General features: G+C 73.0%; 29 protein-coding genes. 13 read left to right on the top strand and 16 right to left on the bottom strand.

The features are described 5' to 3' along the window. Position 1 precedes the first annotated feature (1 nt). From ACFYZ4_RS01560 to ACFYZ4_RS01585, 6 genes are all read left to right on the top strand, one after another. Positions 2-355 (top strand): STAS domain-containing protein, encoded by a 354-nt coding sequence (locus ACFYZ4_RS01560; protein WP_384340625.1) that lies wholly within the window; start codon positions 2-4, stop codon positions 353-355. Continuing rightward, positions 352-1326 (top strand): anti-sigma factor RsbA family regulatory protein, encoded by a 975-nt coding sequence (locus ACFYZ4_RS01565; RefSeq protein WP_390782671.1) that lies wholly within the window; start codon positions 352-354, stop codon positions 1324-1326. The genes ACFYZ4_RS01560 and ACFYZ4_RS01565 overlap by 4 nt, the downstream gene beginning before the upstream one ends. Positions 1327-1435: 109 nt before the next feature. After that, positions 1436-1867, top strand: a complete 432-nt coding sequence (locus tag ACFYZ4_RS01570) for an ATP-binding protein (RefSeq protein ID WP_351288899.1) — start codon at positions 1436-1438, stop codon at positions 1865-1867. Positions 1868-1930: 63 nt separating this feature from the next. Further along, positions 1931-2053 (top strand): hypothetical protein, encoded by a 123-nt coding sequence (locus ACFYZ4_RS01575; RefSeq protein WP_351288897.1) that lies wholly within the window; start codon positions 1931-1933, stop codon positions 2051-2053. Between the two features lie 100 nt (positions 2054-2153). Continuing rightward, the gene (locus ACFYZ4_RS01580; protein WP_319721307.1) at positions 2154-2603 is read left to right on the top strand and encodes an SRPBCC family protein; all 450 of its coding nucleotides are present in this window, start codon (positions 2154-2156) and stop codon (positions 2601-2603) included. Positions 2604-2796: 193 nt separating this feature from the next. Further along, entirely contained in the window at positions 2797-3405 is a 609-nt protein-coding gene (locus tag ACFYZ4_RS01585) for a LuxR C-terminal-related transcriptional regulator (RefSeq protein ID WP_390782672.1), read from the top strand. Positions 3406-3463: 58 nt separating this feature from the next. On the opposite strand, the gene ACFYZ4_RS01590 is transcribed toward ACFYZ4_RS01585, so the two are convergent. The 9 genes from ACFYZ4_RS01590 to ACFYZ4_RS01630 form a co-directional block, all read right to left on the bottom strand. Next, positions 3464-5260, bottom strand: coding sequence for an ATP-binding cassette domain-containing protein (locus ACFYZ4_RS01590; RefSeq protein ID WP_390782673.1), 1797 nt, complete (start codon positions 5258-5260; stop codon positions 3464-3466). Continuing rightward, the gene (locus ACFYZ4_RS01595; RefSeq protein ID WP_390782674.1) at positions 5257-7065 is read right to left on the bottom strand and encodes an ABC transporter ATP-binding protein; all 1809 of its coding nucleotides are present in this window, start codon (positions 7063-7065) and stop codon (positions 5257-5259) included. Before ACFYZ4_RS01595 ends, ACFYZ4_RS01590 begins: the two co-directional genes overlap by 4 nt. A 70-nt stretch (positions 7066-7135) precedes the next feature. Continuing rightward, on the bottom strand, positions 7136-7276 hold the full coding sequence (locus tag ACFYZ4_RS01600) for a SapB/AmfS family lanthipeptide (RefSeq protein WP_351288889.1): 141 nt from the start codon (positions 7274-7276) through the stop codon (positions 7136-7138). Then, on the bottom strand, positions 7273-9909 hold the full coding sequence (lanKC, locus tag ACFYZ4_RS01605) for a class III lanthionine synthetase LanKC (protein WP_384340639.1): 2637 nt from the start codon (positions 9907-9909) through the stop codon (positions 7273-7275). Before lanKC ends, ACFYZ4_RS01600 begins: the two co-directional genes overlap by 4 nt. A 104-nt stretch (positions 9910-10013) precedes the next feature. Further along, positions 10014-10637 carry a VanZ family protein gene (locus ACFYZ4_RS01610; RefSeq protein ID WP_351288887.1) on the bottom strand — a complete coding sequence of 208 codons (624 nt, stop codon included), beginning with the start codon at positions 10635-10637 and terminating at the stop codon, positions 10014-10016. Between the two features lie 10 nt (positions 10638-10647). Further along, on the bottom strand, positions 10648-11130 hold the full coding sequence (locus ACFYZ4_RS01615) for an ATP-binding protein (protein WP_390782675.1): 483 nt from the start codon (positions 11128-11130) through the stop codon (positions 10648-10650). Positions 11131-11209: 79 nt separating this feature from the next. Continuing rightward, positions 11210-11365: a DUF6131 family protein gene (locus ACFYZ4_RS01620; protein ID WP_351288883.1), complete on the bottom strand. Its 156-nt coding sequence runs from the start codon at positions 11363-11365 to the stop codon at positions 11210-11212. A 155-nt stretch (positions 11366-11520) separates the two neighbouring features. Next, complete coding sequence (locus ACFYZ4_RS01625; RefSeq protein WP_351288881.1) at positions 11521-11892, bottom strand: PRC-barrel domain-containing protein; 372 nt, start codon at positions 11890-11892, stop codon at positions 11521-11523. 159 nt (positions 11893-12051) lie between these two features. Then, complete coding sequence (locus ACFYZ4_RS01630) at positions 12052-12231, bottom strand: CsbD family protein (RefSeq protein WP_351288879.1); 180 nt, start codon at positions 12229-12231, stop codon at positions 12052-12054. A 113-nt stretch (positions 12232-12344) separates the two neighbouring features. Between ACFYZ4_RS01630 and ACFYZ4_RS01635 the strand changes: the two genes are divergently transcribed. The 3 genes from ACFYZ4_RS01635 to ACFYZ4_RS01645 all read left to right on the top strand — a co-directional run bounded on the left by ACFYZ4_RS01635 (position 12345) and on the right by ACFYZ4_RS01645 (position 15691). Continuing rightward, entirely contained in the window at positions 12345-14747 is a 2403-nt protein-coding gene (locus tag ACFYZ4_RS01635) for a SpoIIE family protein phosphatase (protein WP_390782676.1), read from the top strand. A 136-nt stretch (positions 14748-14883) separates the two neighbouring features. After that, complete coding sequence (locus tag ACFYZ4_RS01640; RefSeq protein WP_351592565.1) at positions 14884-15246, top strand: STAS domain-containing protein; 363 nt, start codon at positions 14884-14886, stop codon at positions 15244-15246. Positions 15247-15259: 13 nt separating this feature from the next. Then, a complete protein-coding gene (locus ACFYZ4_RS01645; protein ID WP_390782677.1) occupies positions 15260-15691 on the top strand; it encodes an ATP-binding protein in 432 nt (143 codons plus the stop codon). A 39-nt stretch (positions 15692-15730) separates the two neighbouring features. Here ACFYZ4_RS01645 and ACFYZ4_RS01650 read toward each other — a convergent pair whose 3' ends face one another. The 3 genes from ACFYZ4_RS01650 to ACFYZ4_RS01660 all read right to left on the bottom strand — a co-directional run bounded on the left by ACFYZ4_RS01650 (position 15731) and on the right by ACFYZ4_RS01660 (position 17368). Further along, positions 15731-16441 carry a cation diffusion facilitator family transporter gene (locus ACFYZ4_RS01650; protein ID WP_390782678.1) on the bottom strand — a complete coding sequence of 237 codons (711 nt, stop codon included), beginning with the start codon at positions 16439-16441 and terminating at the stop codon, positions 15731-15733. A gap of 1 nt (position 16442) precedes the next feature. Continuing rightward, positions 16443-16778: an ArsR/SmtB family transcription factor gene (locus ACFYZ4_RS01655; protein WP_390782679.1), complete on the bottom strand. Its 336-nt coding sequence runs from the start codon at positions 16776-16778 to the stop codon at positions 16443-16445. Between the two features lie 77 nt (positions 16779-16855). After that, positions 16856-17368, bottom strand: coding sequence for a universal stress protein (locus ACFYZ4_RS01660; RefSeq protein WP_390782680.1), 513 nt, complete (start codon positions 17366-17368; stop codon positions 16856-16858). A 297-nt stretch (positions 17369-17665) separates the two neighbouring features. Here ACFYZ4_RS01660 and ACFYZ4_RS01665 point away from each other — a divergent pair, with 297 nt between their 5' ends. After that, positions 17666-18037 (top strand): SAV_915 family protein, encoded by a 372-nt coding sequence (locus ACFYZ4_RS01665; protein WP_351288865.1) that lies wholly within the window; start codon positions 17666-17668, stop codon positions 18035-18037. Positions 18038-18051: 14 nt separating this feature from the next. Beyond that, a complete protein-coding gene (gene lysA / locus ACFYZ4_RS01670) occupies positions 18052-19386 on the top strand; it encodes a diaminopimelate decarboxylase (RefSeq protein WP_351288863.1) in 1335 nt (444 codons plus the stop codon). 11 nt (positions 19387-19397) lie between these two features. Here lysA and ACFYZ4_RS01675 read toward each other — a convergent pair whose 3' ends face one another. Continuing rightward, on the bottom strand, positions 19398-19571 hold the full coding sequence (locus tag ACFYZ4_RS01675; protein ID WP_351288861.1) for a hypothetical protein: 174 nt from the start codon (positions 19569-19571) through the stop codon (positions 19398-19400). Positions 19572-19648: 77 nt separating this feature from the next. After that, entirely contained in the window at positions 19649-21586 is a 1938-nt protein-coding gene (locus tag ACFYZ4_RS01680) for an APC family permease (protein WP_390782681.1), read from the bottom strand. 1056 nt (positions 21587-22642) lie between these two features. Here ACFYZ4_RS01680 and ACFYZ4_RS01685 point away from each other — a divergent pair. After that, complete coding sequence (locus ACFYZ4_RS01685; protein ID WP_351288857.1) at positions 22643-23449, top strand: SDR family NAD(P)-dependent oxidoreductase; 807 nt, start codon at positions 22643-22645, stop codon at positions 23447-23449. Positions 23450-23588: 139 nt separating this feature from the next. Continuing rightward, positions 23589-24380 (top strand): GNAT family N-acetyltransferase, encoded by a 792-nt coding sequence (locus ACFYZ4_RS01690; RefSeq protein WP_390782682.1) that lies wholly within the window; start codon positions 23589-23591, stop codon positions 24378-24380. A 28-nt stretch (positions 24381-24408) separates the two neighbouring features. Here the strand turns inward: ACFYZ4_RS01690 and ACFYZ4_RS01695 are convergent, their stop codons facing one another. Next, positions 24409-24609 (bottom strand): hypothetical protein, encoded by a 201-nt coding sequence (locus tag ACFYZ4_RS01695; protein WP_390782683.1) that lies wholly within the window; start codon positions 24607-24609, stop codon positions 24409-24411. A gap of 323 nt (positions 24610-24932) precedes the next feature. Beyond that, positions 24933-25619 carry a response regulator gene (locus ACFYZ4_RS01700; RefSeq protein ID WP_390782684.1) on the bottom strand — a complete coding sequence of 229 codons (687 nt, stop codon included), beginning with the start codon at positions 25617-25619 and terminating at the stop codon, positions 24933-24935. Positions 25620-26000: the final 381 nt, after the last annotated feature.

Here is a 26000-nt window from a genome sequence, read left to right on the forward strand (position 1 = left end):
CATGGCCTCCGTGCGGACGGGAACGGGTGCGGGAGCGGGCCCGGCGGTCCCGCTGACCGCCCTGCCGCTGCCGGGCCGCCCCGGCGCACGCCTGAGCGGCAGCTGCGACCTCGACACCCGGCAGGCGCTGTCCGCCGCGCTCGGCGTCGTGGCCGGGATCCCCGGACCCGTCGTCCACCTCGATCTCTCCGCCGTGGCCTTTCTCGACCCGGCCGCGGTCGCCGCCCTGGTGGAGGCATCGGCCGCCCTCAACGGGCAGGGGCGGCGCCTGCTGCTCCACGACCCGCCATACTCGCTGCGCAAGGTAGTGGAGATGTTCCCGGACGAATGCGCCGCGCTGGAGGTCGCAGCATGATCACTGTTCCTGCGCCCGCCGGAGCCGGGACCTTCGTCCACCCCGCCCTCTTCTACCGGGACCTCGGCGAGTACGTCACCGGCGTGGGTGGTTTCGTACGGGCCGCCCTGTCGGCCGACGAGCCGGTCCTCGTCGCCGTGCCGGGCCCGCACCTGGACGCCCTGCGCGAGAGCCTCGGCACGAGCGGGACCGGGATCACCTGGACGGACATGACGGAGCTGGGCCGCAACCCCGGCCGCATCCTGGCCTCCCTGCAGGACTTCGCCGACCGGCACGCGGGCCGCGCGGCCCGGATCGTCGGCGAGCCGATCTGGCCCGGCCGCTCCCCCGCGGAGGTGCTGGAGGCCACCCGCCACGAGGCCCTCATCAACACGGCCTTCGCCGGCCGGCCGGCGACCGTCCTGTGCCCGTACGACGTACGGGGGCTGGCGCCCTCGGTGGTGGCCGACGCCCGGCGCACGCACCCCACGCTCATCGAGGAGGGCCGGGACCTGCCGAGCCCCGCCTACACCGACGCCTCCAGGGTCAGCGCGGACTGCGATCTCCCCCTGCCCGAACACGACGGCGAGGTGTCCCGGCTCGACTACGCCCCCGGAGGGCTGGCCGAGGTGCGCGAGCACGCCGAGAACTGGGCGCGCGCCACGGCCCTGACCCCCGCGCGGCGCGGCGACCTCGTCCTGGCCATCAGCGAGGCGGCGGCCAACTCCCTCTCCCACGGAGGCGGGAAGGGCACCCTGCGGCTGTGGACCACCGCCGGAGCGGGAGCGGGCGCCGGACCCGGAGCGGGGGTCGTCGCCGAGATCCACGACGGCGGCCGGCTGGCCGACCCCCTGGCCGGGCGCCGCCGCCCTTCCCTGGCCTCGGCCGAGGGAGGCCGCGGACTGTGGATGATCCACCAGCTCTGCGATCTGGTCGAGGTCCGTGCCACGGAGAGCGGCTTCACGCTGCGGCTCCACATGGCGACGCTCTGAGAGCGGCGGTCCCCTAGACTGTCACGGCAGGTTCCGAGAGCAGAGTCCAGAAGCGACGTGGGGGTGAAAGACCACAGTGGAGACCATCGGTCCGGAAACGGGCGATACCGTGAGCGCCGCCGTTCCCGTCCGGGGGCAGCGCCGTCGGCTCGCCCTGACGGGCGTCCGCGGCTCCGTGGCCAAAGGCCGCGACTTCACGCGCCAGGCCCTGCGGGACTGGGGCTGGGACGGGACCGAGACCTCCGAGGACACCCTGCTCCTCGTGTCCGAGCTGCTGACCAACGCCTCGCTGCACGCGGGCGGCTGTCACGAGCTCGTGCTCACGGCCGGGGAGTGCCTGCGCATCGAGGTGTACGACGGCACGACGACGCTGCCCTACCCCAACCCGGCCCCGCAGCGCGGCCTCCCGGGCGGCCACGGGCTGCACATCGTGGAGCGGCTGTCCGACCGCTGGGGCGCACAGGCGCACGCGGGCGGGAAGACCGTCTGGGCCGAGATCGAGGCCGCCCGACTGGTGTCCGGCAGGCCCACCGGGCACTGACCGGCGGTCCCGCCCGCCCGGTACCCGGGGCGTGAATCCGGCCGCCGCGGGCACACGCGCGGCATGACCTCCCATCAGCTCACCACCCTGTCCCTCACCCCGGCCCCCGGGCCCGCCTGGGTGCACCTGCTCGTCATCGGCTTCGCGCTGATCGTCCTCGTCCACACCCTCGCCCGGCACCGCTAGGGGGCGTTTTCCGCTCCGGGCCGGGTAGCCGCGCCTCAAGACGTCCTGACGGACGACCCGCACCCCAGGGTGCGGGGCCGACCACACGGAAGAGGTGCACATGTCGCACGTCGAGGAGTACGTCGAGGTCAACGTCCCCGTACGCACGGCCTACAACCAGTGGACGCAGTTCGAGGAGTTCCCCGCCTTCATGGAGGGGGTCGAACGCGTCGACCAGCGCACGGACACGCTCACCCACTGGGTGACGAACGTGAACGGTGTGCAGCGCGAGTTCGACGCGCAGATCACCGAGCAGCTCCCGGACCGGCGCGTCGCGTGGATGACGGTCGACGGGGAGGCCCGCCAGGCCGGGCTGGTCGTCTTCCAGCCGATCGACGCGACCACCACCAAGGTCGTGCTGCACATGAACTGGGTGCCCGACGGTCTGGCCGAGACGGCCGCCGACAAGCTCGGCTTCGTCAAGCGTCAGGTGATGGGCGATCTGAAGCGGTTCAAGCTGTTCATCGAGTCGCGCGGGGTCGCGACGGGAGCCTGGCGCGGCGAGGTGTGATCCCCGTCGGACGGGCGGGCAGGGCGGTACGGGGCCGGTCTTCAAGGGGGTTACCCGCCTAACGGAGGCGGATTCCCCCGGTATCTCGGCCAAGTTGTCCGTACGCCCCTGCACGCCCCCCGCAGTGACGTTCCATCACCCCTGAACGGGGGCACCCGTGGTGCCGTTGGTTCGTCTACCGAGGAGAGCACTGATGACGAAGGTCCTCGTCCTGCACAGCGTCAGCCTGGTCAGGTCGGCACTGGCCGCCCTGCTGAGATCGGAAGGGCGCTTCGAGGTCACGTCGGCGGGCTGGAGGACGGCGGTGCGCCAGGCCGAGTCCTTACGACCAGACGTGACGGTCGTCGACCTCGACTGTCCGGGGACCACGGCCGTCCTGGCCGACGGCGGGCGCGCGGACCGCCAGGTCCTCGCGCCCCCGTCGACGGTCCTGGTCCTCGCGTCGACCGGCGCCCCGGGTTCGCTGCACCGGGCCTTCCGGGCCGAGGCCCTCGGCTACGTCGACAAGGACGGCTCGCCGGGGCGGCTCGTCCGGGCGGTCCGGAAGGTCGCCGCGGGGGAACGGTTCATCGACGCCTCGCTGGCCTCCGCCTTCATGGAGGCCGACCCCGTACCGCTGAGCCCGCGGGAACTCAGCGTGCTGGCCCGCGCCGCGGAGGGCGATTCCATCGCCGAGATCGCCCGCACCCTGCACCTGGCGAGCGGAACGGTACGCAACTACATGGCCGCGGCGACCCGCAAGACCGGCGCGCGCAATCTCATCGACGCGATCCGCATCTCCCGGCGGGCCGGCTGGGTGTGATCCGCGGCTGCCGCGGACGGGCCTGCTCAGGCCCCCCCGGCGGAGGCGGCCGGCCGCGTCAATCGTCCGTGCCGTTCCACCCGCCCACCAGATCGCGGTACAGCGGCGACCTGGCCGGGAGTTCCGCGTGCGTGCCGCACACGGCCCGGGTCCCGTCGAGGACGAGGACCCGGTCGGCGCGGGCCGCGGACGAGACCCGGTGGGCCACGACGACGAGGGTGCCGGGACGGTCCGCGAGGGCCCGTTCCGCACGTTCCTCCGTACGCGGGTCCAGGTGGCAGGTGGCCTCGTCGAGCAGCAGCAGCGGGGCCGGCGAGAGATAGGCGGCGGCGAGCGCGAGGTGCTGGCACTCCCCTCGGGACAGCAGCCGGGGGGACACCTCGGCGTCGAGGCCGCCCAGCCGCTCCACCAGGTCCTCCAGTCCCAGGGCGCCGATGGCGCGCCGCACCGGGGCGTCCCCGGCCCCGGGGGCACCCGGGTGCGGGGACAGGTGGGTGAGGTTCTCCCGCACCGTGCCGGTGAACACGTAGGCCTGCTGCGGCAGCAGGGTCCGCCGCGGGTCCGGTCCCGTGGCGGCCGGGTCCCGGCGGGCGGCCGCGCCGGCGACGAGGACCGTCCCCGCGTCGGGTGAGAGCATTCCGGCGAGCAGCGCGGTGAGCGTCGACTTCCCGATGCCGCTCGGCCCGACCACGGCGAGGTGCTCCCCCGGCCGCACCACCAGGTCGAGGGCGTCGAGTACGGGGGCCGCGCCGGGGCCGTAGGCGAAGGTGACGTCCCGGAGCTCGGCCGCGGCGGCGGTCCGCCGGCCGGTGTGGACCGACGCCCGGGGCTTCGTCGCGCGGTGTCCGTCCGGCTCCCCCGGCGACGGCTCACAGAAGCGCTCGAGGACCACCACCAGCCGGGTCCCGGCCGAACCCAGCGCCATCATAAGCGAGTTGAGGGCGGGCAGCAGCGCCTGCGCCACGTACGTGAGACCGCCGGCCAGCGTACCGGCGGTGATCCCGCGCCCGAGCAGCCAGGGCGTCGCGGCGAGGAGCGCGATCACCGGCAGCCGGCCCGCCGCAGCCAGGGCCAGGGTGCGTACGGCCGCCCAGCGCGCGAGGGTCCGCGCCAGCCGCTCCTGGGCGGCGATCAGCGGCTCCACCCGGGCTCGCGCCGCCTCCTGTCCGCCGCAGGCGACGACGTCACGCAGGCCCTCCCCCAGTGCCCCCACCCGGTCCGCGAGCGCCTCGTCGGTGTCCAGGGAGCGGCGTTGCACGGACGCCATGGGGCGCAGGGTGGCCAGGAAGGCGGCCACGCCCAGCAGCAGCGGGGGCAGCACGACCAGCAGCAGGACCGGGTCCAGGGCTGCCATGCCCGCGAGGACGCCCACGGCGGTGAACGCGAACGAACGCACCGTCAGGACCAGTCCCGCGAAGGAGTCCCGGGCCATCTCCGTCTGCTGGGTCAGCCGGGAGACCGCGCCCGCGTCGGAGGCGCGCACCGGGTCGGCGACCGCGCGGTCCAAGGCATGCCGCACCGCCCGCCGGACCAGGCCGTCCCGCAGCGGCTCCACGAGGTCGGCGAGTCCGGCGAACACACCGCGCAGCGCGAACCCGCCGAGCAGGGCTCCGGCTCCGGCCGCGGCCAGCCAGGCGAGACCGGTGGCGGTGCGGCCGGCGAGGAAGCCGTCGTCGAGGGCGCGGGCCACGCCGTAGCCGCCGAGGAAGGTGTGCGCGGACTCCAGCAGCGACCAGGCCGCCAGCCGTCCCACGGCGCCCTTGCGGCCGTGCAGGAACCGGCGGCCCTCGGGGGCCACCCGGCGCCAGGCCTCGCCCTCGCCCCCGCCCCCGCTCTTGCGTTCGCCTTCGGTCACCGCGCCGCCTCCGATACCGCTTCGGTCGCCGCTTCCCCGTCCGCCGCGGCCCTCGCGTCGGCGGCGAACACCGCCCGGTAGGCGGGTTCGTCCCGCCACAGTGCGGCGTGGGAGCCGGCCGCCCGCATCCGCCCCTCCTCCAGCCATACGACGAGGTCGGCGCGGGCCGCGGACGAGAGGCGGTGCGCGACCACGATCCGGGTGCCGGGCCGGACCCGGTGGATGAGCGCCCGCTCGACCTCCCGGGCGGTGACGGTGTCGAGGCTGGAGGTGGCGTCGTCCAGCACGAGGAGCCGGCCCGCGTGGCAGAACGCCCGGGCCAGGCCGAGGCGTTGGAACTCGCCACCGGACAGCGGGGCATCGGCGAGGCGCGTGCCGTACCCGTGGGGCAGGCGCCGTACGAACGGGTCGGCGCCGGCGGCGCGGGCCGCGGCGCGCACCGCTTCGGGGTCCGGGGCCGGACCGGCGCCGAACCCGATCGCCTCGCCTACCGTGTCCCCGAGGAGCACGGGCCGGTCGAAGGCGTGCCCGACCTCGCGGCGCAGTGCTTCGGCGGTCAGCTCCCGCAGGGGTACGCCGTCCAGCAGCACCTCCCCCGCGTCGGGGTCGGTGAGCCGGCCGGCCACGGCGGCGAACAGCGTCTTGCCGGCGCCCGACCTGCCCACCACCGCCACCGTGGAGCCTCCGGGGACCACCAGGCTGATGTCGTGCAAGACCGTCGTGCCTCCCCGTGCGACCCGGACCCCGCGCAGTTCCAGGGTGCCGGGGCCGCCGTCCGGCAGCTCCGCCCGGCCGTGGTCGAGTACGGGCAGTGTCAGCAGGTCGGCGGTCCGGCGGGCGGCGGCCCGGCCGCGGATCACGGCCGCCAGCCCGCCCGTCACGGCGCCGATGCCGGCCGCGAGGGCGGCGTACCGCAGGACGGCGAGGAGTTCGCCGACCCCGATGGCCCCGGCCGACAGGCGGATGCCGCCGACGGCGAGGACCGCGTACAGGAGCATCGGCATGAGGGCAGTGGACCGGGCCGTGGTGCCGCCGTAGACCTGCCACATGCGCCTGCCCTCGGCGCCGAGCTCGGGCAACTGGGCGAGGATCCGGGCGCGTTCGCGGTCGGCGGTACCGGCGGCGGCGATCGTGCGCGCTCCGGCCAGTGCCTCGACGAGGCGGCCGGCGGTCGCGAGCTGGACCTGCTGGTAGCGGGCGATGCTGGTACGGGTGTCGCGGGTGAAGGCGCGCAGCAGGAGCACCAGCAGCGGCACGCCCGCGAGGAAGGCGAGCGCCGTCCACACGTCGATGAGGAAGAGCGCGACCACCGCGCCGAGCGGCGGCAGCAGTGCGGCGACGGCGTGCGCGGCGGCGGCCGGGACCTTCCCGGCCTCGGCGGCGTGCGCGGTCAGCCGCGCGGCGGTTTCGCCGGGCGCGTGGCGGGCGGCGTGGTGCGGGGCCGTCCGCAGCAGCCCGGCGAGCCCGAGCCTGCGCAGCCGGGCGGTGGAACGGCCGTCCACCTCGCCGGTCAGCCGGGCGGCGACGGCGTCCAGTGCCACCTCCGCCACGATGACCGCGGCGCACAGCAGCGTCCAGACGGGGCCCGACGGGTCGCGTCGGAGCAGCAGGTCCAGGGTGTGGCCGAGGACGGCGGGCTCGGCGAGTGCCGCCGCGGCGGCCGTCACGGCGCATCCGAGGACGGCCGCGGTGCGCCCGCCACTGTGCCGGGCCGCTGCCACGAGCGCCCGGTCGGCGGTGCGTCCCACGGCGGGCTCCCGCGCCGTGTCGGGCACCGCGTCGGACGCCGCGTCGGGAGGACTCATCGGTGCGGATGCCTCCAGAGATGTGGTGCGGGCCCGGGCGGAGAACCGCCCGGGCCCGAGGTGACCTGGGTCAGTGACAGGTCGTGAGGCTCAGGCTGCTGTCGCCGCAGAGCAGCAGGCTGGCGCGGCTGCCGCCACCACCGCCGCCGCCCATCGCCTCGGTGGTCTCTTCCTTCGGGGTCTCCATCGACTGCAGGTCAAGAAGCGTCATGTCAGGTTCCTCTTCTTCTCTGGGGTGGTGCGATGGGTCACGGCCCCGGATGGGACCGGCTTGGGGGCCGCCGCGCGCTCGCGCAGCGGCGGGAGGAACGGCAGGTGCGCGCGCCCGCCGGGCGCGGCGCTGCCGAGGGCGAGGAGAGCACCGGCCGTGCCCGTGGCGAGGTCCATGGACAGCCGCATCATCTGCTCGCCGGGGAAGGCCAGATGCCCCTGGTACGGCACGGCGTGCCGGGCCAGTGCGTCGATCTGGCGGGCGATGGCTCCGGGCCCGGTGCCCGGGCCGGGTGTGGTGGTCCGGGCCAGGTGGAGGATCATCCCGGCGGCGCCGCGCAGCAGCCCGGGCTGGGCGTAGAAGGTCGCCTGCGCCGCCCGTACGATCTCGCGCCGGGCCTGTTCGAAGCGCTCGTCCGGGCCGTGCTCCAGCCAGTCGTCGAGCACCATGCCGATGCCGACGCTGCCCTCGCCGAGGTACGGCATCGTGCGCCAGCCCTCGTTCACCTGGAGGGTGCCGAACGCGCTGGTGACACAGCGGTCGAGGTCGCGGTGGAGCGCTTCGGCGGCCTGGATCAGCAGTTCCTTGTCGCCGGTGCGCTCGTACAGCCGCACGAGGAGCAGGGCGGCGCCGGAGTTGCCGTACAGGAGTCCCGCGCGGCGGGGCCGGCGGTCCGGCCGGACGATCAGTTCGGCGCAGCGCCGGGCGGCGGTGTGCAGTCCGCTCTCGCCGGTGGCGGTGCCGAGCGCGTCGAGGGCCAGGCCGATGCCGGCCAGTCCGCTGTGCAGGTCGGGGCCCGCGCTCTCCCAGGGCTGGTCCAGCAGCAGGCCGACGAGGGCGAGGGCGCGGTCGTGGTGTCCGAGCCGGTGCAGCGTCCAGGCCGTGCCGGCCAGACCGTCGTAGAAGCCGAGCGGGGTGCCGGAGACGGGTTTCGCGGTCTGGTCGAGCAGCCATTCCTCGGCCTCGGGCCAGGGTCCGGCACCGGTCTCGGCGAGGGCGTGGAGCACTCCGGCGATCCCGTAGCCGAAGCCGACGCCTCCCCCGGCGGCCGCGAACTGGGCGATGTCGCCCGGGACGAGGCGGTCCTCGCGGTCCGGGGTGGCGCTCGCCCGCAGCGCCGCGGTCATCGACGTACGAGCGGCCGGCCACTGCCCCGGTTCGACGGGCAGGTACGGTCCGGCCGGTGCGGGCAGCCGCCCGCCCGGCGCGCCCTGCGGGACGCCGGACAGGATCTCCTCGACGGCCTCGTCGAGGAACCGCCGCGGTACGGGGAACTGCTCGGCGGCTACGGCGGCCAGATGCGCGGCCTTGGCCCGGTCCAGGACGAGCAGGCTGGTCAACGGGAGGAACAGGGCGAGCCGCAGGCAGGCGAGGGCGTAGCGGTCCACGGAGAACCCGCGCCGCTCGGCCGGGGCGACGAAGGCGGGGTTGGCCACGGTCTGGCGCAGCCCCTCGTCGACGTGCGCGGCGGCTTCGAAGTCCAGGAGCGCGACGGTGGGTTCGCCGCTCTCGTCCTCCGCGACCATGATGTTGAAGAGGTGGAGGTCGTTGAAGACCACGCCGCGGGCGTGCACGGCGTCGACGGCCTCGGTGACCCGCCGGTGGATCGTGAGGGCCCACTCGGTGTACGAGGCGAGCTCCGCGGGGTCGGGATCCGCCTCGATCAGGGGGTGGCGTCGGGCGAAGTAGGTGTTGAGCGGTTTTCCGGGGAGGTGTTCCAGCACCAGGAAGTGGTGGTCGCCGACGGTGAACGTGCCGCGGACCGCCGGGACGCAGTCCAGGCCCGCCAGCCTTTCCAGTGCGGCCCGTTCGCGGTGCAGCCGGGTCACGGCGTCGGCGCCGTCGGCCGCGAGGCCCGCGTACGGCCGGGCTTCCTTGAGGACCACGGACTCGCCGGTGCGGCTGTCCTTCCCGACGTAGACACCGCCGCCGTTGGAGAAGTGCAGGGCCCGCTCCACCGTGAAGGGGATGTCGGTCAGGGTGACCGCGGAGCGCGCCGCGAGGTGCGGCTTCAGGAAGTCGGGCAGTTCGAGCCACTCGGGCGGCTGGAAGGCGGGCCCGCGCAGGTCCGGTACGAGCCGCCCGTCGGGGGCCTCGATGGCCGGTACCAGTTCGCCGTGCTCGTCGTAGCAGTGCCGCAGGGTGAAGCTGCCGTAGCGCAGGTGCACCGGTCCGGCGCCCCACCGCAGGTCGCTGAGGATGTACGGGCCGGCCGCCCCCGCCAGCGCGGCGTCGAGGTCCTCCGCGATCCGGCGGCACTGCTCCTCGTCGGCCGGGTAGACGGTGATGAACTTCCCGCTCGCGGCGCGGTCGGCGTACTTGGCGTTGCGCAGGTGCAGCAGGTACCGGCTCGGTATGAACTTGAAGGCGATGCCCCGGGCGGTGCAGTACGCGTACACCGTCGTCAGGAGCGACTCGGCGTTGTCGAGCGTGGCCGATACGTGGATCTTCCAGCCCTGTGAGGGCAGTTCGGCGTCGACGGGGCGCAGGGCGTACCAGTCGCCGCTGCGGTGCGAGCGCCACCCCGCCGGGACGGGGGCGTCGGCCGCCGCGTAGTTCTCACCGGCCCGCCGGTACGGCGCGTCGTAGAACCAGCGGTCCGTGTCGCAGAAGGCTGCGTACCCCTTGTTCACTCCTGCTCCCTCGGTCGGCGGCAGACCGAAGGTGTCACGCCCGGCGGACGCGGCGACAGTCACCGCTGTCACCGATGGGGTGTGCAGTACTCATGAGTCACAACTCAGGTGTCACGAGGCTCCGTTGCCGCCGGACGCACCCGCGGACGGCGGTGGGGCAGGCGGCGGCGGGTCAGGCGGTGACGGGTCAGGCGGTGCCACCAGTGCCTGCGGCGCGGGTGCACGGCCCGGCCCAGCCGGCGGCCGATCAGCAGGTACCCGAGGAGCGCTCCGGCCGTGTTGAGGATGACGTCGTCGATGTCGAAGACGCGGCCGGTGACGAGGGCCCCCTGGGTGAGCTCCACCAGGGTCATCAGGCAGACCGTCACGGCGGCGACCCGCAACAGCCCCCGGGCCGGGGGCAGCAGGACGGGCAGGAGCACCCCGAAGGGCACGCCCAGCAGGAGGTTCCCGCCCAGCTGGCGCACCGCCTCGATCGTCGACGTCCCGTCCAGGTAGGCGTTGATCGAGCGGCCGGGGTGGACGTTGCTGTGCACGAGGGCCGCCGAGGCGGCGGACGGTTCCAGCGTCAGCCGAGCCAGGACCACGCTGAACGCGACGGTGCCGGCGAAGGCCGCCACCATGGCCAGTGCCCGGACGGCCGGGTGCGCCGGACGGTGCCGCTCCCCGGAGACCGGAACAACCGCTTCCTTGGCCTGCTCACCGCGCCGCGCTCCACTCCATGTCATACGGGCGCGCCTACCCGGCGAACGGTTCGTTACGCGGACCCGGCTGACGGTCCGCCAGCCGGGAGGCCTCGATCTCCGCCCAGACGACCTTGCCGGTGCCGTGGGCGTAGGAACCCCACCGGTCGGAGAGCCGCTGCACGATGTGCAGGCCGTGGCCGCCGGGGACACCGGGCCGGGGCACGGCCCGGGGGCGCGGCAGCGCCCTCGCGCCGTCGAGCACATCGATGCGCAGGGTCTCACCGGCGGTCAGGACGAGTTCGTGGCAACCCCGCGCGTGCAGGGCCGCATTGGTCACCAGCTCGGACACGACGAGCAGGGCGTCCTCGGCGCTCTCGCCGCGGTCCCAGCCCCAGTCCCGCAGGGTCTGGCGGGTGAAGTCACGGCCTTTGCCGACCGCGCCCCGGACGCTGCGCAGGGCGAGCCGGCGGCGCTGGCCGGTGACCGGTACGCCCGCACGCCGAGGATCGCCGGCGGCTGCTCCCGTCGTGTCCACTGTCGCCTCACCCCGACCGTTGAGCTGCTGTCTGTGCCGGACGGAGCCGTACGGCTCCGTCCGCGGACCGCCCGGACCATTACCAGTAATGGCGCCGGCCGCCGACCGCGTGCCCGACCGAACCCAGGACCCACAGCACCGCCCCCACCACGAGCAGGATGACCCCGAGGGTCCACAGGATGGAAATTCCGGTCAGGAATCCCACGATCAGGAGAATCAGTCCGACGAGAATCATGTTGTCCCTCGTTCTCACGTTGGGAATTCGGCGGAACAATTGGATCCGCCGTGGCCTCTCGAATCGCGTCTACCCTCGAACTTCGGGTACGAACAGAACGGTGGACACGAAATGGGGCCCGAACTCGACGAGTTCGGGCCCCATTCCGTGCCGGGTCAGACCGGGCGGCGGCCGAGGGGGCCACCGGCCGAGTAGTAGTACGTGCCGAGCGCCTCGCGGTAGTCGACGTCGCCCAGGTGCCTGTCACGGTGGAATTCGGGGGCGTTCCTGATCTGCTCCTTGGTGCCGTCGACGTAGACCTTCTCCTCGTCCGCGTCGATCCGGATGACGGTGCTCGCCGGGAGCAGGACCTCCTTGCCGAAGATCCACACACCGGTGTCGACGACCAGGTAGGCGTCACCGACCTCGTAGGAGTGCTTGTCCACCTTGCCGATGTCGCCGTCGGTCGCCTCGACCTTGTACCCGGTCAGATCGGCACCGGCCAGGTGGCCGGCGGTCGAGCGGTAGGTCCACGCATGTTCGGTCACGCGAAAACAACTCCTTCCGTGGCGCACGCGGCGGCATCGGTGCCCCGCCCGGACTCGGCTGCCCCGCTCCCGGCGCTTCATTCACCGGAGCGTGCGCGAGTGCCCCGCCGGGCCGCTGCCGGGCGGGGCACTCCGTACGGGATTCGGTTCGGGGGCGGGTCAGGACTTGCCCGTGGCCCTCTTCATCTTGTCCGAGGCCTTCGCCGTCATTTCCTCCGCCTTGCCGCTCATCCGCTCGGCACTGCCCTCCGCCTGCATGCCCTTGTCGTCCATGGCACTGCCGGCGCGCTCCTTGATCTTGCCCTTGACCTGCTTGGCCTTGCCCTTTGCCTTGCTCATGACGGGGTGGTTCCTTTCTGGAAGGGGTTGCTGCCCACCTTGCTTCCGTGACAGGCGCTCCGCAATTCGTGCCGAATTCTCGGATGAATGTACGGCCGTGGCATGCTCAAGGAATGAAGGGCGATGCCGCGCCTGCGGGCGAGGGCGCCGGGCCCGAGGTGCTGGCGCTCGCCAAGGTGGTCGCCAGGCTGCGATCGGAAGTCGTGGACCTGGAAGGCTCCGCCGCGACCACGGCCGTCGTCGAACGGGCCAAGGGCGTCCTGATGGCCCAGTCGGGCGTATCCGCGGACACGGCCCAGGACATGCTGCTCGGCCGGGCCGCCGCGGGGGGCCGCACCCTTCTGGAGGAGTGCTGGCTCACCCTGGGGCAGATCCCCGCGCACCCGTCGCCCGGAACGGCACCCGTACCCCCATCCCCACCCGCCGCGGCGCCCGTCACCCCCTCGCCCGGCGCGAGGAGCGAACCGGCCGCCCTCCGCCCGCCGCTGGCCCGGCTCGCCGACGGCCTGGCGGCGGCGCACGACGGTGACGACGTCGCGGAGCTGCTGCGGACCGTGCTCGGCACCGGGGCCGGCGTGGACGCGGTGATGATCTACGCCCTGACGTCCGCCGGAAACCTGGAGCTGATCGGCCACGCCGGGATCGACGACGTGCTGGCCGCGCGGTGGCGCCAGATCCCCCCGCTCCCCGGCGTGGCCGCCCACGAGGCGGTCACCGGGCGCCGGCCCCTGTGGCTGGAGGATCCGGCGCAGGACGCCCGCCACTACCTGCTGATCGCCGACGCGACGGACCGGTGGCACTCCCGCGCCTGGATTCCCGTACCCGCCGACGGCGCCCCGGACAAGGCCATCGGCTTCCTGCGGACGCGGCCGGGGCCCTTCCCCGCCGACATCCGGGCGCTGCTGCGGCGGGCGGCCCGGTTGTGCGCCGGTCCGCTGGGCATGCCGGAGCGGCCCCGCGAGGCCGAAGCCGAGCCGGCGGGCGTGGACGTGGCCTCCGCCCAGCGGATGCTGGACGCGCTGGCCGGGCCCGCGATCCTGCTCACCCCCCTGCGCTCGGAGGCCGGCGAGGTGGAGGACTACCGCATCGACGCGGCGGCGCCCGAGTCGGTGGACGTCGCCGGGCGGCGCGGCAAGGAGCTCGTCGGCCGCCGGGTCCTGGAGACGTACCCGACCGTGGTCGGCACCGCGCTGTGGGACGGGTACCTGGAGACGCTCACGACGGGAACGCCGTACGAGGGCGAGCCCTTCACCTACGAGGAGGTGGTCGCCGGGGTCCCGCAGCAGTCCGTCTACTCGGTCCGGGCCTCCAGGCTGGGGAACCGGCTGGTCGTGTCCTGGATCCGCCACGACACGAGCGAGCGCGAGGCACGGCGGCTGGCCGACATGCAGCGGCTGGGCAACCTCGGCTGGGCCGGATGGAACCTGGCGACGGACACCGTCACCTGGTCCGATCAGGTCTACGCCATCTTCGACCGCGACCCCCGCCACGGGCCGATGGCACTGGAGGAACTGCCGCGGCGCGTCCTCCCCGACGACCTGCCCAGGCTGGGCACCGCCCTCAGGCAGCTGCTGAGCACGGGGGAGCCCGTCGACCAGCCGTTCCGGATCACCACCACCGACGGCGTGCGTCACCTGCGGATCGTCGCCGAGGCCCGGACGGACGCCGACGGCTCACCGGTGGAGGTGCACGGGTTCTTCCAGGACCTCAGCGCGCAACGCGGCGTCGAGCTCGCCCTGCGCGAGAGCGAGCGGGCCGTCCTCGTCCAGCGCGGCATGCTCCAGGCCGAACGGGCGCTCGCCGCAAGCCTCCAGGACACCCTGCTGCCGATCCCCGAGCAGTCCCTGGAACTGGCCGGCCTGTGCATCGACGTCGCGTACGTCCCCGCCGACCGAGGGGTCAACGTCGGCGGCGACTGGTACAGCGCCATCGAACTTCCGGACGAAAGCGCCCTGTTCGTCGTCGGGGACGTGGCCGGCCACGGGCTGGCCGCCGTCGGCACGATGGCGCAGCTGCGGTTCACCACGAAGGGCATGACGATCACCGGCTCGCCCCTGCCCGACGTGCTGCGCCGGCTCAACACCCTCCTGCTCCACACCGCCAAGGACCCGTCCGCCACCGCGACCGCCACCATGGTCATGGCCCGCTACCAGCCCTGGGACCGGCGCCTGACCTGGGTACGGGCCGGCCACCTGCCGCCCCTGCTGGTCCGCGGCGACCGGGCGAGCTTCCTCGATCAGCCGCCGGGCAGCCTCCTCGGCGCGACCTTCGACGCCTCGTACGGTCAGGCCGTCCTCGACCTGAAGCCCGGCGACCGCCTGCTGTTCTACACGGACGGACTCGTGGAGGAACCGGGCGAGGACATCGGCATCGGACTCGACCGGCTCGCCGCGTCCACCCTGCGGCTGCTGCGGGCGGGACACGGCGAAACCCTCGCCCGGACGCTCGCCGCGCTCTGCCCGGGCAACCGCGACGACATCTGCGTCCTCGACGTCCACGTCCCGGACGACCCGTGAACCGGCCCACCGGGCGCGGCCGCGCCACGGCGTCGACAGGCCGTGCGCGCCCCCGGGCCGCAGGCTTGGACGGCAAGCGACGGGGTAGGCGCGCTGTACCCCGAAAATCCCGGACGGGAGAGGGAGTGTGTGCCTGATGCCCACGGCGAACGGAGAACGATTCACCGTCGAGGCGCGGTCCCTCCAGGGGGCCACGGTCCTGGCCATGGCGGGGGAACTCGACCACGACACCGCCGAGCCCCTGCGGCAGGCCCTGGACACCGCATGGCCGGACGGCGGGCGGCTGCTCGTCGATCTGACCCGCCTGGACTTCTGCGACTCGACGGGCTTGAACGTGCTGCTGCGCGGCCGGCTCGCCGTCCGGGAATCCGGTGGCACCCTTGAACTGGTCGGCCTGCACCCACCTGTCGCACGCATGTTCCACATCACGGGGGCGGACCGGCTCTTCCGGCTCCACACGGACCTGGAAGCGGCGCTCGCGACGTCCCAGCACCCGTAGGGGAGGATCACCGATGGACGAGGGCCGGTCGCCGGAGCTGACCCGGCTCCTCGTGCTGCACGGGGCCGCGAACGCGGTCACCCGGTGCCGCGACTTCACGCGCCGGGCCCTGACGGACTGGCGCTGGCCACCGGGCCCCGTGGAGGAGGGCACACCCGGAGCCGAGGTGACCGACGACGTCCTGCTCCTCGTGTCCGAAGTCGTGGCCAATGCCTGCCTGCACGCGGGCGGCCCCACGTCCCTGGCACTGCGCTGTACGAGCGAGCGGCTGCGGATCGAGGTGACGGACGCGAGCCCCGCCGCACCTCGGGCCACGCACCGGACCGACCCGTCCCGGCCCGGCGGCCACGGGCTCCTCATCGTGGAACGGCTCGGCCGGAACTGGGGCTGGAGCCCGGTGGGCGGCAACGGCAAGTGTGTGTGGGTGGAAATCGGCTGCCGCTAGGCCGTCCCTTCGGGTCAGGCCGGATCCGAAAGAGACGGCCTAGTCGCAGCAGTCGCGTCCCGGGCGACAGCCGCAGGCGTCCGCCGGGGGGGCGGTCGGCGCCGATGCCGTGGGCGGGGCGGCGCAGCACCCCTCACCGCGCCAGGCGTCGCGGCCTTCCTTGACGGCGATGCCGGCGATGACGAGGGCGGCGATCGGGTCGGCCCAGGACCAGCCGAGGGTGGCGTTGAGGACTAGGCCGACGAGGAGGACGGCGGAGAGGTAGGTGCAGAGCAGGGTCTGCTTGGAGTCCGCGACCGCGGAGGCGGAGCCGAGTTCCCTCCCGGCCCTGCGCTGGGCGGCGGAGAGGAACGGCATGACCGCGAGGGAGAGGGCCGCGATGACGATGCCGAGGACCGAGCGCTCGGCCTCGCCGGTGCCGGTCAGCGCGCGGACGGCGTCGACGGACACGTACGCGGCGAGCGCGAAGAAGGAGACGGCGATGATCCGCAGGGTGGTCTTCTCGCGCGCCTCGCGGGCGGCGTGGTCGCGGGCCGAGAACTGCCAGGCGACCGCGGCGGCGGAGGAGACCTCGACGACCGAGTCGAGGCCGAAGCCGATCAGCGCGGTCGAGGAGGCGAGGGTGCCGGCGGTGAGGGCGACGATCGCCTCGATGACGTTGTAGGTGATGGTCGCGGCGACCAGGAGGCGTATGCGGCGGGCGAGGGCGTCACGGCGGGCCGGGGAGGGCCCGAGGGGTATCGCGGTCACCTCAGCAGCAGCCCTTCGCTTCGGCTTCGGCGCAGGTCGGGTCCGTCTCGACCGCGAGGACGGTCGCGAGCAGGTGGTCGAGGGCGTGGCCCAGACGTTCGTCGGCGAGCTCGTACCGCGTGCGGCGGCCGTCGGGCACGGTGACGACGAGGCCGCAGTCGCGCAGGCAGGCGAGGTGGTTCGACAGCCGGGTCCGCGAGATGCCGAGGGCATCCGCGAGGTCGGCCGGGAAGGCGGGCGCCCGGCGCAGGGCGAGAAGGACCCGGCAGCGGATCGGGTCGGCGAGCGCGCGGCCGAAACGGGCCAGCACCTCGATGTCGGAGGCAGCGGTCAGCACCCCTCGACAGTACAGCGAGTCATGAATTCAGGAAACCATGAACTAAGCCTGGCCGCCTCCGCAGGCCGGGGCAGGGCTCATCGGGCGAGCTCCCGCAGGTCCAGCGGCATTCTCCAGAAGTTGCGGCGGTGGGCCACGTCGAGTTCGGCCTCCAGCGGGGACGGAGGCACCGCCAGCACGGGGCAAGCGGCGTGCGCGACGCAGTAGCGGGCCACGGAGGGGCGGACGAGGCGGCGCCACGCGGCGCGCGATCCCGTACCGACCACGAGGAGGTCGTCCGGGTCGCTCGCGGTGTCCACGAGGGCCGCGCCCGCGGTTCCCCGTACCGTGAGGCCCGCGAGGGTGACACCGGGGTGCGCGGCGCCGAAGGCCGTGTCGAGGACGTCGCGGAGCCGTTCGACCACCGCGGCCCGGCACTCCGCCAGGGCAGCGGGCCCGAGGCCGTTGCGGCTGCCGAGTTCACCGCCGGGCGACTGCCAGGCCAGGACGACCCACAGCTCCGCGCCGCGCACACGCGCCTCCGCGGCGGCCTTGTGCAGTGCGGCCAGACTCCCCGGGGTGCCCGTGGCACCGACAACGACTTTCGGCATGGCCTCTTCCCTCTCCTCGCCGTTCACCGGTTCCCATGGAAAGGCAGCGACGGAGGTCGGGGCGGGGATATTGACGGCCTTCTCACGCGGCCGCCCCCCACCATGACGGAACCCTGACGCCACCCCGGGCTCGGGGCATGTCAGTGATCCGTATGGACTTGGCCCGCTGCCGTAAAGGTCGCGTCATGGGGTGACCGCGGGTGCGTACCGGCGGGGATAGCTTCGTTGTCGTGCCCTGGACTGCCTCCCCGCATCCCGGGCCTCAACCGCCACTCGTGGTTCCTCTGGGAGGGCCTCATGTGTTTGTTCCAGTACGACGACGACCCGGAGCCTGAAGAACGCGTCCCGGCCGGGCCCCTGTACGTGCCGGTCCTGTCGGGAAGGGCGGAGGTGCTGGTACGCCTGTTCCGCACCCCGCTGGGAGCACGTACCGCCGTGGGCTTCACCAGTGCGGAGCGGCTCGCCGCGACGCTCGGCGCCGGCCAGCGATGGATCCGGCTCTCCGAGTCCGCGCTCCGCGCGATGGCCGAACCGATCGGAGCGTCGCTGCTGACCGTCGACCCGACGCTCACCGCACCCGCGGTCAGCGGGACGCCGACGGGGGCCCCGACCGGGACGGACACCGCCGCGGTCCCGCAGGCTCCCGAGACCGTCGCCCGGACCGCCTGAAAGGGAGCCGCACCATGACCACCGTCGCCCTCTCCGAGATACCGGCCAGCGCCGGTGAACTCTCCGTCTGGCCCGCCTCCACGACCCGGCTTCCGCACGGTGACCTGGCCGTCGGCGGGGTGTCCCTGGCCGAGGTGGCCGAGCGCTTCGACACCCCGGCCTACGTCCTCGACGAGGGCGAGGTGCGCGGGCGCTGCCGGACCTACCGGGACGCCTTCCCCGACGCCGACGTGCTGTACGCCGCCAAGGCCTTCCTCTCCCGCGCGATGGTGCGCTGGATGGAGGAGGAAGGCCTGGGCCTGGACGTCTGCTCGGCCGGGGAGCTGGAGCTCGCCGTCACCGCGGGGTTCCCGCCCGAGCGCATCGTGCTGCACGGCAACGCGAAGTCGCCCCGGGACATCCGGGCGGCGCTGCGTCTCGGAGTCGGCCGGATCGTCATCGACAGTCCGTCGGAGATCGCCCGGATCGCCGCCGCCGTCGGGCCCGACGGGCACCAGAAGGTGATGGTCCGCGTGGTGCCGGGCGTCTCGGCCGGCGGCCACGACAAGATCCGTACCGGTACGGAGGACCAGAAGTTCGGGCTCTCGCTCACCGACGGTTCGGCGCAGGACGCCATCGCGCGCATACTCGGCCAGCCGCAGCTCGAACTGACCGGCCTGCACTGCCACATCGGCTCCCAGATCACCGAGGTGGAGCCGTACCTGGTGGCCGTGCGCCGGATGGTCGGGCTGATGGCCCGCATCCGTGACGCGCACGGAGTCGTCCTGCCCGAGCTGGACATGGGCGGCGGCCACGGCATCGGCTACCGGCCGGGCGAGCCCGCCCTCGACCTCACCGCCCTCGCCCGGGGCCTTCGCGCCGAGCTCGGCGAAGCCTGCGCCGCCGCGGGCCTGGCCGTACCGCGGCTCGTCATCGAACCGGGGCGTGCCGTCGCCGGTCCTGCGGGGGTCGCCCTGTACCGCGTGCTCGCCGTCAAGCACACCGGCGAGAAGGTCTTCGTCGCCGTCGACGGCGGCATGAGCGACAACCCGCGCCCCGCCCTGTACGGGGTGCGCTACGCGCCCCGCCTGATCGGCCGTCACTCCGCCGCCGACACCTGCACGACCACGGTCGTCGGCCGGCACTGCGAGGCCGGTGACGTGCTCGCCGCCGACGTGGAGCTGCCGGGCGACATCCACCCCGGCGACCTGCTCGCCGTACCGGTGGCCGGCGCCTATCAGCTCTCCATGGCCTCCGGTTACAACATGGTCGGGCGTCCCCCGGTGATCGCCGTCCACGAGGGCACGTCCCGCGTGCTGGTCAGGCGCGAGACCCTGGAGGACTTCCGCAGCCGCGACATCGGCGGCTAGACGCTCCGCGTCTAAGGCTGGTAGACGAGTTCGATCACCATCGCGGCGATGAGGGTCCACACGCCGATGCCGAGCAGCCACAGGGTGTCGAGGGCGGCGCCGGTGGTCACGACGGCGAGGCCGGCCGCCGCGAGGGCGAGTACGGTCCGGCGGACGGCGCGGTCGGAGTACGAGCGAGTGGTCACGCCAGTGAGAATCCCGCCGGACCTTCGCCGTGGCGAGGGTCCGGCGGGATTCCTGTCGCCGTCTTGACGCGGACAGGTCAGCCGGCGTGGATGTGGGGGCGGCGGGCGCGGTCCGGTTCGGCCTCTCGGATGACCTCGCGGGTGACCGGGGCGACCTCGCCCTGGCCGAAGAGGAAGAAGCGGAAGAAGTTGGCCATCGGGTTGCCCTCGGTCCACTCGAAGTAGATGTGCGGGCGCTGCCCCGTCTGGTCGCGGACGTGGAGCAGGAGGGCCGCGAGGGCGTTGGGGATGCTGGAGCTCTCCAGGGTCAGGACCCGGTATCGGTCGTGCAGGACCTCGCCGCGGACGCGCATGCCGGATTCGAACTCGGACGCGTCCAGGACGGTGACCTCGACGAACATGACGTCGTCCTCGGCCGGGATGTCGTTGTCCGCGCGGATCTGTTCCTTCTTCTGCCGGTACTCCGCGAGGTCCCGGCTGTCGGGCTCGTTGGCGATGAACCGGATCGTGCGGTTGGCGGTGTCCCGGATGAACCGCTGCGCCATGTCGTCGAGCTCCACGTGCGTGACGCGCAGCTCGAAGACCCGGGCGAGGCGGGAGAGGAGGGAGAGGGCCATGATGCCGGCGATGAAGCAGGCACCGATCTTCACGCCGTCCGGCCGCTCCACGATGTTGACGGCGGTGGTGTAGATGAAGACGGCGGAGATGATGCCGAAGCCGATGGTCCAGCCGCGCTCCCCCGCCCGGCGGGCGGCGATGGTCACGGCGACGGCCGCCGAGGTGATCAGGACCAGGACACCGGTGGCGTACGCACCGCCCTGCGCGTCGACGTCGGCGTCGAAGATCCACGTCACCAGGAACGCGATCAGGGTGAACACGATGACCATCGGCCGCAGGGCGCGGGCCCACTTCGGGGCCATCCCGTACCGGGGCAGGTAGCGCGGCATCAGGTTCAGCAGGCCCGCCATCGCGGAGGCGCCGGCGAACCACAGGATCAGGATGGTGGAGATGTCGTACACCGTGCCGAACGCGGAGCCCAGGTACTCGTGCGCCAGGTAGGCGAGGGCGCGGCCGTTGGCCTCGCCGCCGGGCTCGAACTGTGCGGCGGGGATCAGCAGGGTGGTGATGAGGCTGGAGCAGATCAGGAAGACGCTCATGATCACGGCGGCCGTGGTCAGCAGCTTCTTCGCACCGCGGATCCGGCCGGCGGGCTTGTCCTCGGTGTCCTCCGGGTCGCCCTTGACGTGCGGCATGACCGCCACACCCGTCTCGAACCCCGACAGGCCCAGCGCGAGCTTCGGGAACACGACGAGCGCGATGGCGATCATCATGAACGGGTTGCCGTGCTCGGCGGTCAGGGCCGTCGTCCAGTCGGTGATGACCTGCGGTTCGGTGAACACGTTCCACAACCCGACCGCCACCACGACGACGTTCAGGCTGAGATACGTCGCCACCAGCACCACCGCGACCCCGATGGCCTCACTGAACCCCTTGAGGAACACCGCGCCCAGCAGCGCGATCATGATGAGGGTGATCAGCACCTCGTGACCGTGCAGGGTGCTGGTCAGGTGCGGGTTCTCCACCAGGTGCGCCGTCGCGTCGGCGGCGGAGAGGGTGATGGTGATCAGGAAGTCGGTCGCCGCGAACCCCAGCAGGGTCAGCACGAACAGCTTCCCCTTCCAGAACGTCAGCAGCCGCTCCAGCATCGCGATGGAACCCTCGCCGTGCGGACTCTCCTCCGCCACCCTGCGGTAGACGGGAAGCGCGCCGAACAGGGTCAGCAGCACGAGCACGATGGTCGCCAGCGGCGACAGCAGACCCGCCGCGAGGAACGCGATACCGGGCTGGTAGCCGAGGGTGGAGAAGTAGTCCAGACCCGTCAGGCACATCACCCGCCACCACGGCCGGCCATGGGGCTGGGCCGCCGCCTCCTTCGCGGCGGGCGAACTGGTCTGGGCGGTCAAGCCTTCCAGCATCCACGCGCGCAGGCGCGAGGTGCGGGCAGGGGTGGCCATCGTGAGGTACTCCTGTCGTACGCAAAGAACAAGCCATCGACATCGACAGCTGAGCCAGCGTACGCAGACTGATCACTCATGCACGGAAGCGAACAAACCCTGATGCGTCCTTAACGCCAACAGAGCCACCTGTGGCGTAGTGCGCATCCTCCCGTCGCCTCCCTCCGGAGCGGGAGGGCCGGGGAGGGCCGGGGAGGGCGGAGGGAGGAACCTGCGGGCGGCCGGTGGTCGGCACGGCCGGCCGCAGGGTCTCAAACGGCGCCGTGGCGCCCGGAGGGCAGCGCGGCACACGGTCGGCTTCGCGCTGTCCGAACTCCCATGCAGTCCATGCAACCGCCTTGGGGAGCGGTACTCAAGGACCGATATGGGCAATTGACTCCGCCCTGACGGACTTCATGCAGGTCGGAGGGGGGTGGCCGCATCACGCGAGCCGTCCGGCCCCGGTGCCCCCGCACCGGATGCCGGACGGCTCATGTGTGGTGCGACGGTTGACCAGCGCGCGGTCGCATCGGAACGGACCCCCCACGGGCCGGACCAGGATGCGCTGTCCCGACGGTGTTCAGGTCACCGTCCTCCAGCCGCGCGCCACCGGACCGTCACCCGGCTCCGTCGCACCATCAGTCTGTGACCGGCCCGCGGCCGCGACAACACTTCCTGACGTGTTCCTTCCGCTCGGCCGCCGATCTTTGACGCGGCCCTGATGACGTGCGCGAACAGAGGTGAGCCGGGTCACCGGACGCACGTCAGAAGGCTGTCAAGGACCCGTTCAGAATCTTGTCTCCGCGTCCCGAATGCGCTGGGATGGGGTCATGAACAGCGGTCCGCGCTACGACGATCGGCCACCGAATCCGGTGCAGCCGACAGCGCCCGCTGTCCGCACGGCCGTCTGATATCGGCCGCGCGTCGTCCGCGTACCCGCCGTCGCCCTTCGAAGGGGCCGACCCAGGCCGGGTACGCGTCTCCACCCTCACCCGCATGAGCTGAGCCCACACCCGCGGTTTCACCGGGGCGCCGGGCCCGTCAGCCATGCCCGCTTCCAGGATCCAGGAATCCGACATGCCTTCAACCCTGTCCGGACGTACCGTCCTCATCACCGGCGCCACCTCCGGCATCGGCTACGAGACCGCCCGCCAGCTCGCCGAGCGCGGTGCCACCGTCCTCCTCCACGGCCGCACCCCCGAGGAGGCCCAGGCCGCCACCGACCGGCTGATCGCCACCGCCGGCATCGACGGCAACCTCGTACGGCCGCTCGCCGCGGACTTCGCCCGCCTGGAGGAGGTCGAGAACCTCGCCCAGGCCGTCGTACGCGAGTACCCGCGCCTCGACGTGCTCGTCAACAACGCGGCCATCGCCGCACCCGAGCGCCACACGCTCACCTCCGACGGCAACGAGATCGCCTTCCAGGTCAACTTCCTCGCCCACTACCTCCTGACCGATCTCCTGGCGGCCGCCCTCACCACCGACCCGGGGGGCCGGGTCGTCAACGTCTCCTCCTCGCTCCACCGCACCGCCGCGATCCAGTGGAACGACCCGCACCGCATCCGCCGCTACGCCCGGCTCGCCGCCTACGCCCAGTCGCAGCTGGCGCTGACCGTCTTCGCCTCGGACCCGCGCGTCACCGCCGTCTCCGTCAACCCCGGCATCTGCGACACCGGCCTCCTCCCGCTGTACGGGAACGAGGGCGCGCCGGCCGCCGAGGGAGCCCACCACATCGTGGCGCTCTGCGACCCCGCCACCGAGATCGTCAACGGCGCCTACTACGACCGCTCCGAGCGCGTCGCCCCGGCCGCCGCCGCCACCGACGACCGCACCATCAAGCGCCTCAACAAGCTCGCCGACCTCCTCGTCGGCCACACCGCCTGAAGGGATACACCGACATGTCCAAGCGCGCACGCAAGAAGAGGGCCCGCCGCAAGAAGGGCTCCAACCACGGCAGCAAACCCTGCTGCTAGCCATCAGCCCACCCGTGGGGCGGCCCTCCTACCAGGGCCGCCCCACGTTCATGCCCGAGGAAGAAAATGATCAACCTCCGTCCCACAGACTGCCGGCCCTGGCCGGCTGGTTCCCCACCGGCGCCCCCGGCCCGTCCGCCCTCACCGAACACGCCCTGACCACCCGGGCCGGCCACTGGTGGGTGGACCGCGTCATCCAGCCACGCGTCATCGCCGCCGAATGCGGGCACCACGTACTGCTGCGCGGGGACCCGCAGGCCCTGACCCCGAAGGACCTCGCGCGCTTCGGCGACCGCCGCATCGAGGCCCCCGGCCGCTTCCTTCCGCTGATCAGGACCAGTTTCGACGATGTCTCGCCCCGGCAGCGGATGGTGCACGTCCGACGCTCGGGCGCCTCGGCCACCCGGCCGCCGCGGGGCGTCACGGTGCGCAGGCTGAACGCCGGGGACGCCCGCGCGCTCTCCACGCTGCCGCCGGCGATGAGCTGGATCCACCGCACCTGGGGCGGCCCGGACGCCCTCGCACGCTCCGGCTACGCCTGGGCCGCCTTCCACGGCAACCGCATCGTGGCGGTCGCCTGCACCTACTTCCTCGGCACGGCCTACGAGGACATCGCCTGCGTCACCGTCCCCGACCCCCGCATCCAGTACCTGGCGCTCGACTGCGTCAACGCCCTGTCCTCGGACATAACCACCCGCGGCCACACGCCGAGTTGGACCTGTTCCACCGGCAACCGGCCGGGGCGCCTGCTCGCGTGGACGGCGGGCTTCCGCCCCAAGGTCGAATACACCCACTACGTCGTCGGCGCACCGGCCGCGAGGGAACGCCTGGCGGCGGGATGAGCGGCGATACTCAACCGATGGACTCCATCTACCGCAGCGCCGAGGGCAGGGAGCACATCCGCAGTTGGTGCACCGACCGGCTGGACGCGTGGCCGGTGCCGCACGAGCGGACGACGATCACCGCCAACGGAGCACGGACGCACGTGGTCACCGCCGGATCCGGCCCGGTCACGGTCGTCTTCGTCGCGGGGACGAACTTCAACGCCTCCGCGTCCCTGCCCCTGGCCACGGCGCTGGTCGAGGCCGGACACCGGGTGGTCCTGCCGGACGTCCCGGGGCAGCCGGGTCTCGGAACGTCGGGTACCCGGGTTTCGGCGGCGGTTTCCGGGGTCCCCGCCCGCCGGCCGTGCTCGGTACCGGCGGTGATCGTCACTCGCCCTCCAGCTCACAACCGGGCCGTTCGTACGGCCCTGCGTGCAGGCCAGCATCTGGCTCAACAGTTCGACGTACCAGGCGAGTTGGCGGTCTTCATACGCGAATGGCCCCGAATTGACGCGGCCTTGACAGCGCCCGCTCCGGCTTCGCCCCCCTGCCTCTCCCCTGACGCGTCCCTCACGCCTCGAAGCGGTACCCCAGCCCGGAGACCGTGATCAGATGGCGCGGGTGCGACGGATCCGCTTCCAGCTTCCGCCGCAGGTGGGCCATGTACACGCGCAGGTAGTTGGTCTGCGAGCCGCGGGAGGAGCCCCACACCTCCTGGAGCAGACGCCGCTGGCTGACGAGCCGGCCGCGGTTGCGGATGAGGACCTCCAGCACGTGCCATTCCGTCGGCGTGAGCCTGATGTTCCGTCCTTTGCGCCGCGCCTTCTTCGCGAGCAGGTCGACGGTGAACTCCTCCGTCTCCACCACCGCCTCGTCCGCGGCGACCGGTTCCTGTGGCAGCGCCCGGCGGGAGACGGCTCCCAGCCGGGCCAGCAGCTCGTCCATGCTGAAGGGCTTGGTGATGTAGTCGTCGGCGCCCGCGTCCAGGGCCCGGATCTTCTCGTCGGAGCCGTGGCGGGCGGAGACCACCAGGATGGGCACCTGCGACCATCCGCGCAGGCGCCTGATCACGTCGACCCCGTCCATGTCCGGCAGGCCCAGGTCGAGCAGGACCACGTCCGGGCGGCGTCCCGCGGCGGCCTCCAGGGCCGCGCCCCCGTTCTGGGCGGACGCCACGTCGTACTTCCGCGCCTTCAGACTGATGACCAGAGACCGCATCAGCTGCGGTTCGTCATCCACCACCAGCACCCGGGTCATCGGCGTGCCGCCTTCCTGTCGTACGTCGTCAAGGAGCGATCGGGACCGGCCCACGGTGGTTGCCCGCCCCCACCGGCCACGGCTCGCCCGCCACCGGTCCGGCGGCACGAGGGCAGTGTTCGGATGGAACGCTCCCTCGATGAAACAGCGGTTTCCGGGCCGCCGCCGGGCGCCTTGACAACGTCCATACGGTGAGCCACCCGACCTTGACGACCCTCATACGGAACCCCTGGCTCCGAGTCGTCCGGCGTTCCTGCCGGCGTTCCTGCCGGCGCGGCGGCCCGCTGTGGCGGGCGTGGAGCGGACCCGTCAAGATGTCGTCGCCACGGCGTCAGCAGTGCGTCAGGGTCCACGGTCACGGCGCCGGCCCGTCCTAACGTC

It is taken from the genome of Streptomyces sp. NPDC001513 (assembly GCF_042894695.1).
In the GTDB taxonomy this organism is placed as follows: Bacteria; Actinomycetota; Actinomycetes; order Streptomycetales; family Streptomycetaceae; genus Streptomyces.

Excerpts from the sequence above, each read along its gene's own strand:
- ACFYZ4_RS01560 (WP_384340625.1), top strand. The coding sequence starts at position 2 with ATGGCCTCCGTGCGGACGGGAACGGGTGCGGGAGCGGGCCCGGCGGTC.
- ACFYZ4_RS01690 (WP_390782682.1), top strand. The coding sequence starts at position 23,589 with ATGCCCGAGGAAGAAAATGATCAACCTCCGTCCCACAGACTGCCGGCC.
- ACFYZ4_RS01700 (WP_390782684.1), bottom strand. The coding sequence starts at position 25,619 with ATGACCCGGGTGCTGGTGGTGGATGACGAACCGCAGCTGATGCGGTCT.
- ACFYZ4_RS01565 (WP_390782671.1), top strand. The coding sequence starts at position 352 with ATGATCACTGTTCCTGCGCCCGCCGGAGCCGGGACCTTCGTCCACCCC.
- lysA (WP_351288863.1), top strand. The coding sequence starts at position 18,052 with ATGACCACCGTCGCCCTCTCCGAGATACCGGCCAGCGCCGGTGAACTC.
- ACFYZ4_RS01630 (WP_351288879.1), bottom strand. The coding sequence starts at position 12,231 with ATGAGCAAGGCAAAGGGCAAGGCCAAGCAGGTCAAGGGCAAGATCAAG.
- ACFYZ4_RS01635 (WP_390782676.1), top strand. The coding sequence starts at position 12,345 with ATGAAGGGCGATGCCGCGCCTGCGGGCGAGGGCGCCGGGCCCGAGGTG.
- ACFYZ4_RS01610 (WP_351288887.1), bottom strand. The coding sequence starts at position 10,637 with ATGACATGGAGTGGAGCGCGGCGCGGTGAGCAGGCCAAGGAAGCGGTT.
- ACFYZ4_RS01640 (WP_351592565.1), top strand. The coding sequence starts at position 14,884 with ATGCCCACGGCGAACGGAGAACGATTCACCGTCGAGGCGCGGTCCCTC.
- ACFYZ4_RS01580 (WP_319721307.1), top strand. The coding sequence starts at position 2,154 with ATGTCGCACGTCGAGGAGTACGTCGAGGTCAACGTCCCCGTACGCACG.
- ACFYZ4_RS01575 (WP_351288897.1), top strand. The coding sequence starts at position 1,931 with ATGACCTCCCATCAGCTCACCACCCTGTCCCTCACCCCGGCCCCCGGG.
- ACFYZ4_RS01585 (WP_390782672.1), top strand. The coding sequence starts at position 2,797 with ATGACGAAGGTCCTCGTCCTGCACAGCGTCAGCCTGGTCAGGTCGGCA.
- ACFYZ4_RS01680 (WP_390782681.1), bottom strand. The coding sequence starts at position 21,586 with ATGGCCACCCCTGCCCGCACCTCGCGCCTGCGCGCGTGGATGCTGGAA.
- ACFYZ4_RS01665 (WP_351288865.1), top strand. The coding sequence starts at position 17,666 with ATGTGTTTGTTCCAGTACGACGACGACCCGGAGCCTGAAGAACGCGTC.
- ACFYZ4_RS01600 (WP_351288889.1), bottom strand. The coding sequence starts at position 7,276 with ATGACGCTTCTTGACCTGCAGTCGATGGAGACCCCGAAGGAAGAGACC.
- ACFYZ4_RS01645 (WP_390782677.1), top strand. The coding sequence starts at position 15,260 with ATGGACGAGGGCCGGTCGCCGGAGCTGACCCGGCTCCTCGTGCTGCAC.
- ACFYZ4_RS01595 (WP_390782674.1), bottom strand. The coding sequence starts at position 7,065 with ATGAGTCCTCCCGACGCGGCGTCCGACGCGGTGCCCGACACGGCGCGG.
- ACFYZ4_RS01685 (WP_351288857.1), top strand. The coding sequence starts at position 22,643 with ATGCCTTCAACCCTGTCCGGACGTACCGTCCTCATCACCGGCGCCACC.
- ACFYZ4_RS01620 (WP_351288883.1), bottom strand. The coding sequence starts at position 11,365 with ATGATTCTCGTCGGACTGATTCTCCTGATCGTGGGATTCCTGACCGGA.
- ACFYZ4_RS01660 (WP_390782680.1), bottom strand. The coding sequence starts at position 17,368 with ATGCCGAAAGTCGTTGTCGGTGCCACGGGCACCCCGGGGAGTCTGGCC.